Origin of the sequence: Rhizobium leguminosarum, assembly GCF_001679785.1 — a bacterium.
GTDB lineage: Bacteria > Pseudomonadota > Alphaproteobacteria > Rhizobiales > Rhizobiaceae > Rhizobium > Rhizobium leguminosarum_R.
On the sequence record NZ_CP016290.1, the window covers coordinates 180,669 to 190,044 of the forward strand.

The 9,376-nt window shown below is 59.1% G+C and carries 5 protein-coding genes and 5 pseudogenes; 7 read left to right on the plus strand and 3 right to left on the minus strand.

What is annotated here, in order from left to right:
* Positions 1–23 precede the first annotated feature (23 nt).
* The 3 genes and pseudogenes from BA011_RS35380 to BA011_RS45680 form a co-directional block, all read left to right on the plus strand.
* Positions 24–1,013 (plus strand): IS5 family transposase, encoded by a 990-nt coding sequence (locus BA011_RS35380; RefSeq protein WP_065284272.1) that lies wholly within the window; start codon positions 24–26, stop codon positions 1,011–1,013.
* 100 nt (positions 1,014–1,113) lie between these two features.
* Positions 1,114–1,857: a 4'-phosphopantetheinyl transferase family protein gene (locus BA011_RS35385; RefSeq protein ID WP_065284273.1), complete on the plus strand. Its 744-nt coding sequence runs from the start codon at positions 1,114–1,116 to the stop codon at positions 1,855–1,857.
* Positions 1,858–2,201: 344 nt separating this feature from the next.
* Positions 2,202–2,303 (plus strand): annotated as a pseudogene (locus tag BA011_RS45680) (IS5/IS1182 family transposase); the annotation flags it as partial.
* A 273-nt stretch (positions 2,304–2,576) separates the two neighbouring features.
* On the opposite strand, the pseudogene BA011_RS35390 reads toward BA011_RS45680, so the two are convergent.
* The 3 genes and pseudogenes from BA011_RS35390 to BA011_RS45685 all read right to left on the minus strand — a co-directional run bounded on the left by BA011_RS35390 (position 2,577) and on the right by BA011_RS45685 (position 5,154).
* Positions 2,577–3,327 (minus strand): annotated as a pseudogene (locus BA011_RS35390) (IS6 family transposase).
* 213 nt (positions 3,328–3,540) lie between these two features.
* Entirely contained in the window at positions 3,541–4,089 is a 549-nt protein-coding gene (locus tag BA011_RS35395) for a hypothetical protein (RefSeq protein WP_064245965.1), read from the minus strand.
* Positions 4,090–4,840: 751 nt separating this feature from the next.
* Positions 4,841–5,154: pseudogene (locus tag BA011_RS45685) on the minus strand (hypothetical protein).
* A gap of 231 nt (positions 5,155–5,385) precedes the next feature.
* Here BA011_RS45685 and BA011_RS43320 point away from each other — a divergent pair.
* From BA011_RS43320 to BA011_RS35425, 4 genes and pseudogenes are all read left to right on the plus strand, one after another.
* Positions 5,386–6,359 (plus strand): annotated as a pseudogene (locus tag BA011_RS43320) (helicase-related protein); the annotation flags it as partial.
* Positions 6,360–6,495: 136 nt separating this feature from the next.
* Positions 6,496–8,049 (plus strand): IS21 family transposase, encoded by a 1,554-nt coding sequence (istA, locus tag BA011_RS35415; protein ID WP_065279982.1) that lies wholly within the window; start codon positions 6,496–6,498, stop codon positions 8,047–8,049.
* Between the two features lie 16 nt (positions 8,050–8,065).
* Positions 8,066–8,842 (plus strand): IS21-like element helper ATPase IstB, encoded by a 777-nt coding sequence (istB, locus tag BA011_RS35420; RefSeq protein WP_065279981.1) that lies wholly within the window; start codon positions 8,066–8,068, stop codon positions 8,840–8,842.
* A 106-nt stretch (positions 8,843–8,948) separates the two neighbouring features.
* Positions 8,949–9,354: pseudogene (locus tag BA011_RS35425) on the plus strand (transposase); the annotation flags it as partial.
* Positions 9,355–9,376 lie beyond the last annotated feature (22 nt).

Sequence of the window (9,376 nt, forward strand, 5' to 3'; positions counted from 1 at the left end):
TCAATAACCGATCTGTGACCTTGATGCCTTTCAAACATAACGCCGCCCGCCACCATCGCATCGGCAGGATGAAATTCAAGGTGACGAACTGGCCGGAATATGAGGCGGGGTTACGGCGACGTGGCAGCTTGACCCTGTGGCTGACACCGGAGGCGCTTGCCATGTGGCTTGCTCCACGCCGAACGACGCGTGGTGGCCAGCCTCGTTATTCCGATCTAGCCATCGAGACCGCCTTGACGCTGGGCCTGGTGTTCGGCTTGCGGCTGCGTCAGGTCGAAGGATTATTAGGATCGGTGCTGCCCTTGATGGGCTTGGCGCTCGCTGTCCCCGATCATACCACCCTGAGCCGTCGGGCGCGAACAGGGCAATCGCCCAACAAGGCGCATGACCTCCAGGGTCGACCGGACGGGCCAGTGCATATTCTTGTCGACAGCACTGGACTGCAGGTCTACGGCGCGGGCCAATGGTTGGAGGAGAAGCATGGCGCCAGATCCCGCCGTGGTTGGCGAAAGCTGCATGTGGCACTGGATGCCGATAGCAGCGAGATCATTGCACATACGATGACCGACCAGGACGCGGGCGACGCATCGCAGGTGGAGCCGTTGCTCAACCAGATCGATGGTCGGATCGGGCAGTTCACAGCCGACGGCGCCTATGACGGGAAGCCCACCTACGACGCGGTCACCGACCACAGTGCGGCTGCCGTCATCGTCATTCCCCCGCGCGCCAACGCGACCGAACCAGCCGGCGATCAATCTCCCGGACAAAGGGATCAGCAGATCGCTGCAATCAGCAGAGACGGGCGAATGAAATGGCAGGCCTCCACCGGCTACGGCAAGCGCTCGCTGGTCGAGACTGCCATCGGCCGATACAAGTCCATCATCGGGCGGCGTCTGCGGGCTCGGTCGTTTCACGCTCAGCAGACGGAAGTGGCCATCGGCTGCGCCGCCCTCAATCGTATGCTTGCATGCGCACGCCCTAAATCCATCCGCCGCAATGGACCGACCACATAGATAGCCCCATCACAGATCCAGATCCGCTCAAGTCCCGATCCATGCACCAACGCCCAACAATTGCCGATTTGGTCGACTGGTCAGCCGTGGAACACCAGCAATGAGCATGGCGGGCGACCTGGATCCATGGCAGGTGAGCAGTGAACTGCGGGTCGATATTTTTCTGAGCCAGCCGAGGGAAGCAAGCGTCAGGCTGTGGAATGCGGCCCGTGACGTTCTGAACGAGGAGGAGCGCCAGCGTGCCCGACGCTTTGTCTTCGACCGCGACCGCGACATGTACGTCTTCAGCCATGGCCTGCTCAGGCTGTTGCTTGCCCGCTATATGGTCGCTGATCCGCGTGAACTGACTTTTGCTTCTGCACCCGGGGGACGGCCCGAACTCGTCTCGCCGTCCTCTGCTCCGATCCGCTTCAACCTGTCTCATACCGATGGATTGGTGGGCTGCATCCTCACGCAAAAAGCCGATTGCGGCCTGGATGTCGAGCAGATCGGCAGGGTCGACTACCAGCATCTGGTGCCGACTGCGCTTGCTCCAGAGGAGCGTTCGGCGCTGCTGAGGCTGGCGGAAGCGGATCGACCGGATCGCTTTTGTGAGATCTGGACACTGAAGGAAGCTTATCTCAAGGGGCGAGGGCTGGGCATATCCTATCCCATCCGTAATATCTCGTTTTCCGGTTTCGACGGTAATCGCCGATGTCGCGTCGTCGGTGACGAACGAGATGACGGCAGCACATGGCACTTCTGGAGCAGGACGTTTGCGGGTGCATATTCTGCCGCGGCGGCTGTGCGAACGCAGCGCGACGACGTAAAATTCTCCGCGACCTTTATCGAAGACCTGCCGTGAGTGCGGCCGGAAGGCTGGCCTTCGGGCGCGAAGCGACGACCACGGGCTCCGCGCCGGCGCTGGATTGAAGCCGTCGACTCCGCACGCCACTCGGTTACGATCAGCGTTAGGCCGGCATCAGATCGCGAACCACTGCCGTCGTGCATCATCGGGCCATGACACCAAAAAAGAAGGTGTTCTGAACATAGAGCATTATTCGGACTTCACGGACACGAGAGCAACCGGCGTTGTTGCGTGGATCACCCGTCGACTGATATTGAGCGGTTGTTTTCAGTCTCAAGTTTTCAGTCTCCTGATCGGGATTTCGAATTCTGCACACGTTCAATGCCGCTCGGCGGGACAAGATTGCCAAGCAGAAATATCAAGTGACGAATTGGCCGGCATATAATGAAAGCCTGCGTCAACGTGGTGATTTGACCATCTGGGTGAAGGATGAGGCGCTGTCTTTAGTCGGCCCTGAACAACGCTTAAGCGATTGAAGCTTTTAGGTATCGAGATGGCGGCGAAGTATCCGATTTTGCAATGCGCGTTGCGGCTGTGGTGATCGCAGGGCACCTTAAAGTTAACCGACGGCTGATGAAGATGTGCGTACATGGGCCATGTCAGAAGTTGCTCGTGATCCGCTTTATCGTCGCCACCGCTTTCCCGCTGAGATCATTGCGCAGCGGGCGATGTCACGTTGTTTGATCAAGGTCGGAACAGGGCGCTTGTCTGAGACGTCAGGCGGTTGCGCCGGTCACGGCTTTCCACTGCGCCATTGCGCGGATCCGATGGATGTGGATGGCGAGGGCTGAGTTTTTCGGGTGCGGGGGGACGAAGAGATTTCGGAGTGCCGAAAAGATCGATATGAACCGTTGCAAGCCGCCGACCGATCGAAATCCCTGCATCATCCGCTCCCGTTTTCGAAGCGGCACGTGAGAATTCTCGGCCCGATTGTTCAGGCCCTTGTGCGATCGATGTTCGACGGCGGGCATCACCTCCCGTCTTGCAGCACCATATGAGCGCAATTTGTCGGTGACGATCCGCTTCGGCGTCAGGCCTTGCTTCTTCAGCAGCCTGACCAGCAATCGCCTGGCGGCTTGGGTATCGCGGCGGGCTTGAACGATCTCGTCGAGAACGTAACCGTCCTGGTCAACGGCACGCCAGAGCCAATGTTTGCGGCCGCCGATGGAAATCACCACCTCATCCAGAGGCCAGATATCCTTTCGCGAAGGCCTCTTTCTGCACAACTGCTTGGCATAAGCCGTTCCGAATTTGCGACCCCATCTCCGGATCGTCTCATGGGAGACGACGATACCGCGCTCCAACAGCATCTCCTCGACCATCCTTAGGCTCAAAGGGAACCGAAAATACAGCCAGACCGCACGGGCGATGATCTGCGGTGGAAAGCGGTGGTTCTTGTAGCTTACGGTCGGACTGTTCATCCCAACCCGTTATCCCACAATCGTTAAGCCGCAGACAACGTGACATCGTCCTCGCGCGTTATTACCATGATCGCGCCTTACACCGCAGGTCAGGCCGCCGCTCGAATGGCGCCGGCCCGATCCTGTTGAACACATCTTCGACGCCGAGGTCTTCCGCTACTCCTCAGGACCCTCCGGTATCCGCGTGGTCGCCTTTACAACGGGAGGATGGGGCGACGTCTCCCGGAACTGTACGAATGTATTCGCCGCAAGCCGAGTCTCATTCTGATTGATCCTCATCCTGCGACGTTTTGGGCGGAGCCGGATAGCGCTTGCACTGCCCGATGTAGAAATTGGCGGTTTCCGCGTTGAGTCTGTTCTTGAGGAAGGCTTCTTGGAAACTGACCTCGCACTTTGAAATAATTTCGGGCAGGGCATTCAACCTGTCCAGGTAATCGCCCTCTTTTTCGTCGACGATTTTGACGTTGCATACCTTTTTCGGCTGGCCGGGGGCGAGCTTAAGGTTGTCGGGCCATTCGCCATCCAAGACCGAGTTTCCTTCACAGCTCGGCGTCCTCACCGTAATGTGCAATGCCGTGTCAGCGTTGAAAGTCAGGTGTATGTCGGGATTGTCGGATAGCTCGCAGACCCATAGTCTGTTCGTGCTCAGATGTCTGCACAACCCGGTCAGTGCGGCGTTTCCGTAAAGTGTGAGGGCTTGGCGCGTTGCAACGTTTGCCAGGGTTTCGCTGGCATAGCTGCAAGAGAAAGCGGAGAACAGCAAAACCAAATCGCTGATCTTTTTCATGCGCGACAAAGAAAACTTCATCGGAATGTCCTCTCGTTTTCGCACGACTGCGGAAGCAGTGTGGATGCGGCTGCCTTTCCGCCGCCTCTCATTAGCTTCAAGAGTGGTGCCAAGCAGGCCGATTGAGCTGACGAGCTGCTATTTCAGCGATGTGGGCGAAAAATACGGGGTTGAGGAGTAGAACGCCTGTCAGGGACTGTCACGTAACCGACAAAGGTGACGACGATGTCGTAAGTTGATTGTGACCAACAACCCGACCCCACCGGAAAACACTGGTGGCTGCCGGACATGATCCAACTCTGTCCAAATATCGCTGTCCCGGTTAGATCATGGACGATGATCAAGCGCCACACCGAGTGATCCCATCCATCAGGACGAGTATCCGCGGGTGTACTTCTCGCAGCAGAAGCCTACGTTCGCTGTATCGTCGGCAACCGAAAACGTAGGCGCTGGCGACTGAGGGTTCCCACGTGCCTCCGCCTGCAAACAGTGGTGTGCACCTATGGACAAGCGCCCCTTCGCGGCTGCGATTTCGTCGTCCCTTTTTCTGATTCGGCGATCATACGACCTGCTGAGGTCAACCGAAGGGTCTGAGGGCCTGTACCCTCAGGGGTCTACGAAAAGGGATCCCCCGTCGTCGTCGAGACAACGTGATGACTCTCCTGAAAAGTGATCGTTTCAGACTGTTTGCAGCAAGGAAAGGTCGTCCTGCCGGGTAAGCGCCGATCGCACGACGTGTCGAGTCGCGGGAGGGCCGGGTTGTCGGTATCGCTCATCTTTCCTCCTGGAGTTGCCAGCCCGCTTTCGGCTTGGGCCATCCCTTCTTTGCTGCCCGGAGATCCGCCTCCATTTCGGCCTTCCCCTTCGCTGCCGTAGGGCCAATTGCCCAGACTGTGATCCGCATGCGGCCCGCCCTGAAGACGAAGCGGCGTTCGGTGGCGTTCTTGCGGCGCTATATCCTGCGCGAAAGCACGCGCGTGCAGCCGACGGGGTAACGCTGTCTCGGAAAGACGATGGTTGCGACCGCCACCAGTCGTTAAATGCCACTTCGAAGGCGACGGTTTTGGGTTGCTCATGGTCAAGCATATCAATCTCGCTCGTATCTCGGCCGCCACGCGCGCGTGACGCCACGGCCCGTGGCGCCTTCGTCAATACTCGCAGCTAGCGAAGGTAGCGATTGCAGCATCGATGCCAGCGCAGATTGCACATCGCCTTTGTAATAAGCAAGAGCCTCTGCAATTTCCTCATCGCCACAGCTCCGCCAATGGCGCGTATCCGTGCGCGAAGTCTTCGGTTTTCAGATTGGCCGCGACGCCGACCTGCGGCTTTTCCGCCTATCGCTGGATCCGTGACGAGTTGGTCGGGCACGGGGTGCCGGCGGCGGAAATTGCCTTCATGCAGGATTACAAGAAGACCGAGGCCAAGCAGCGGCTGTTCGCCAACGTGCGCGCCGGGAAGGTCCGGGTCCTGCTTGGTTCGTCCGAGACCATGGCACCGGCGTCAATGCGCAGCTTCGCCTTAAGGTAATGCATCATCTCGACGTGCCGTGGCTGCCATCACACATCGAACAGCGCGAGGGCCGGATCATGCGTCAGGGCAACCAGCATGATGAGGTCGATATCTTTGCCTATGCCACGCAAGGATCCTTGGATGCGTCGATGTGGCAGAACAATGAGCGCAAGGCGCGCTTCATTGCAGCGGCGCTCTCCGGCGACACGTCTATCCGCCGGCTCGAAGATCTCGGTGAGGGTGCGGCCAACCAGTTCGCGATGGCGAAAGCCATTGCGAGCGGTGACGAGCGGCTGATGCAGAAGGCCGGGCTTGAAGCCGATATTGCCCTCGAAAGGCTGCGGGCCGCGCACGACGACGACCTCTTCGCGGTTCGCCGACAGATACCAGACGCTGAACGCGATATCGAAACGTCGACCCGGCGCATCAGCGACATTGGCGAGGACATTGCCCGTCTCGTGCCGACTGCAGGCGATGCATTTTCGATGGCCGTGCTCGATGCCGTCGAGAGGGATCACAAAACCGCCGGCCGTACCTGATGAAGGAAATCCTCAACCTCGTCCAACTGCAGCAGGAGGACGAGATCGAACCCACCGATGCGCGCGAGCGGGATCTTAACGAGGGTGAACGGTTCGGACGTGGCGACCGCTATCACTATACGAACCGTGCTCCAGCCCACCGGCACCGATTACGAAATCGATCTTGCCGTCACCGTCACTCCCCTCGGTGCCGTATTGCTCAACCTGCGTGTTTCACTAATTTCGGGACAGCGATTCCGGTAATTCGCGGACAGCGATTTCAGTAAATACGGGACAGCGATTCCGCTAATTCCGGGACAGTCTCGGACGTGGATTTAAGGTCGATTTTCGCAAGCGCCGTTCTGGCAGATTGCCTCCTCATCATCGGTTGAGAGGGGCCATGCCAAGACGGAAGCAAGCGAGACGAACGACAGTGAAAGACATTCGATCGATACTGCGACTGACGCACGAGCAGGGCCTTTCGGTTCGCGCCGTTTCGGAACGCCTGAAGATCAGCAAAACCTCTGTGGCGACGTATCTGTTGCGAGCGAGGGAGACCGGACTTTCGGTCTGGCCGTTGCCTGCGGGCCTGGACGATGATGCCGCGCTGGAGCGACATCTTTTCCGGCGCGTTGGCCGGCCGCCACAGGACTTGGTCGAGCCGGATTGGCGGTCCGTTTCCGCCGAGCTGAAGCGCAAGGGTGTAACGCTGACGCTGCTCTGGCAGGAATACAGGGCGAGCCATCCCGACGGCTACGGCTACACATGGTTTTGCGACCGTTTTGCCGTCTTCGAACGCCGCGCTCACGCGACGTTCCGCAACCGTCATGAGGCGGGCGCGGTGATGCAGACGGATTATGCCGGCCACACCATCCCCATCATCGACCCTTCGACCGGCGTCATCCATTCGGCACAAATCTTTGTGGCGATGCTTCCCGCCTCGTCGTTGACATTCGCCTGTGCCAGCTTCAGCCAGAAACTGCCGGACTGGATCGAGGGCCAGGAACGCGCGCTGAGCTTCTTCGGCGGCGTCACGAAGGCGATCGTGTGCGACAACCTGAAGGCAGGCGTCGCCAAGGCGCTGTGGTTCGAGCCGACGCTCAACGCCACCTTCGCTGCTATGGCCGAACATTACGATACGACCATCCTGCCGACCAGAAGCCGCAAGCCGCGTGACAAAGCCAAGGTCGAAGGTGCAGTGCTGATCGTCGAGCGCTGGATATTGGCTCGCCTCAGAAACCGACGCTTCTTCAGTCTGGCTGATCTGAATGCCGCGATCTCGGTTCTGCTTGACGACTTGAACAACCGCCCGATGCGCCACATCGGAAAGTCGCGCCGAGACCTGTTCGAGGAGGTAGAGAGAAAGGCGCTTGCGCCGCTGCCAGCAACGCCGTTCGACTATGCGGAATGGAAATCGGCGAAGGTCCATCCCGATTACCATGTCGAGGTCGACAAGACCTTCTACTCTGTGCCGCACCGCTTGATCGGCCGACAGGTTGATGTGCGTCTGACCCACCGGGTGGTCGAGGTATTTCTCGATCACAAGCGGATTGCCAGCCATATCAGGCGTTCTCAGCGATCCGGGCATGTGACGGTCAACGAGCATATGCCCAAATCCCACCAGCGTTATGCCAACACGACGCCGGCATCGCTTTTGAACCAGGCGGCAAGGATCGGGGTGAACACCGCCATTCTGGTCGAGCGGATGATGCGCGATCGTCCTCATCCCGAACAAGGATATCGCTCGGCCTTCGGCATTCTGTCCCTTGCCCGCCGTTACGAGACGGATCGCCTGGAAGCGGCGTGCGAGCGGGCGCTGGTCATCAACTCCATCACCTATTCCTCTGTCGCCGCCATTCTCAAATCCGGTCTCGATCGAACCAAACCCCAGACAGACCCGGCAAAACCCACCCCGCCGCACACCAACATCCGCGGCGGCTCCTATTACCAGTGAAGGAAAGGAAAGACCCATGCTGACACATCCAACCCTCGATCAGATGCAGGCCCTTGGCCTTGCCGGAATGGCAACGGCCTATCGCGAACTTGCCGCTCAGAACAACAGCAGCGATCTCAGCCGCGACGAGTGGCTCGGCCTGATGCTCGATCGGGAAACGGCTCTGCGATCCGACAAGCGCCTGACCAACCGGCTTGCAGCTTCAAAGCTCCGCTTTCCCGACGCCTGCATCGAGAACATCGACTTTGCCGCTCATCGTGGTCTCGACCGCCGCAACACTCTGTCGCTTGCGCAAGGGGCGTGGTTGAAGGCACATGAGAATATGATCATCACCGGCCAGACCGGCACGGGAAAAACCTGGCTCGCCTGCGCCTTCGGCCGTCAGGCTGCCCGGCTCGATCATTCCATCCTCTACCTGCGTATGCCGCGTCTGTTCGAAGATCTGGGCCTTGCCAGGCTTGACGGCCGCTTTCCACGCCTGGTCGACAAACTCGCCCGCGTCCAGTTGCTGATCCTCGACGACTGGGGAACGCACACGCTCACAGATCAACAACGCCTCGACCTGCTGGAAATCTTCGAGGAACGCTATCGCCGGAAATCAACGCTCATCACCGCGCAGCTTCCTGTCGCCCAGTGGCATGACATGATCGGAGAACCGACCATCGCAGACGCAATCCTCGATCGGATCATCCACAATGCGCACCGCATTGCCCTTGAAGGCGACAGCATGCGACGGCAAAAAACACCATCCCACTTGACCGGCGCTGAAAACGGCGAAATCAATCGCTCATGACTTCAACCAGGCAGGCGAAAATCGACCACACCATGCTGTCCCGGAATTAGTGAAACCACTGTCCGCGATTTAGTGAAACGACTGTCCCGTTCTTCCGAAATACGCACTCAACCAGATCGATAGTCGGATCGGGCAGTTCACAGCCGACGGCGCCTATGACGGGAAGCCCACCTACGACGCGGTCGCCGACCACAGTGCGGCTGCCGTCATCGTCATTCCCCGCGCGCCAACGCGATCGAACCAGCCGGCGATCAATCTCCCGGACAAAGGGATCAGCATATCCTGCAATCAGCAGAGACGGGCGAATGAAATGGCAGGTCTCCACCGGCTACAGCAAGCGCTCGCTGGTCGAGACTGCCATCGGCCGATACAAGTCCATCATCGGGCGGCGTCTGCGGGCTCGGTCGTTTCACACTCAGCAGACGGAAGTGGCCATCGGCTGCGCCGCCCTCAATCGTATGCTTGCATGCGCACGCCCTAAATCCATCCGCCGCAATGGGCCGACCACATAGATAGCCCCATCACAGATCAGAT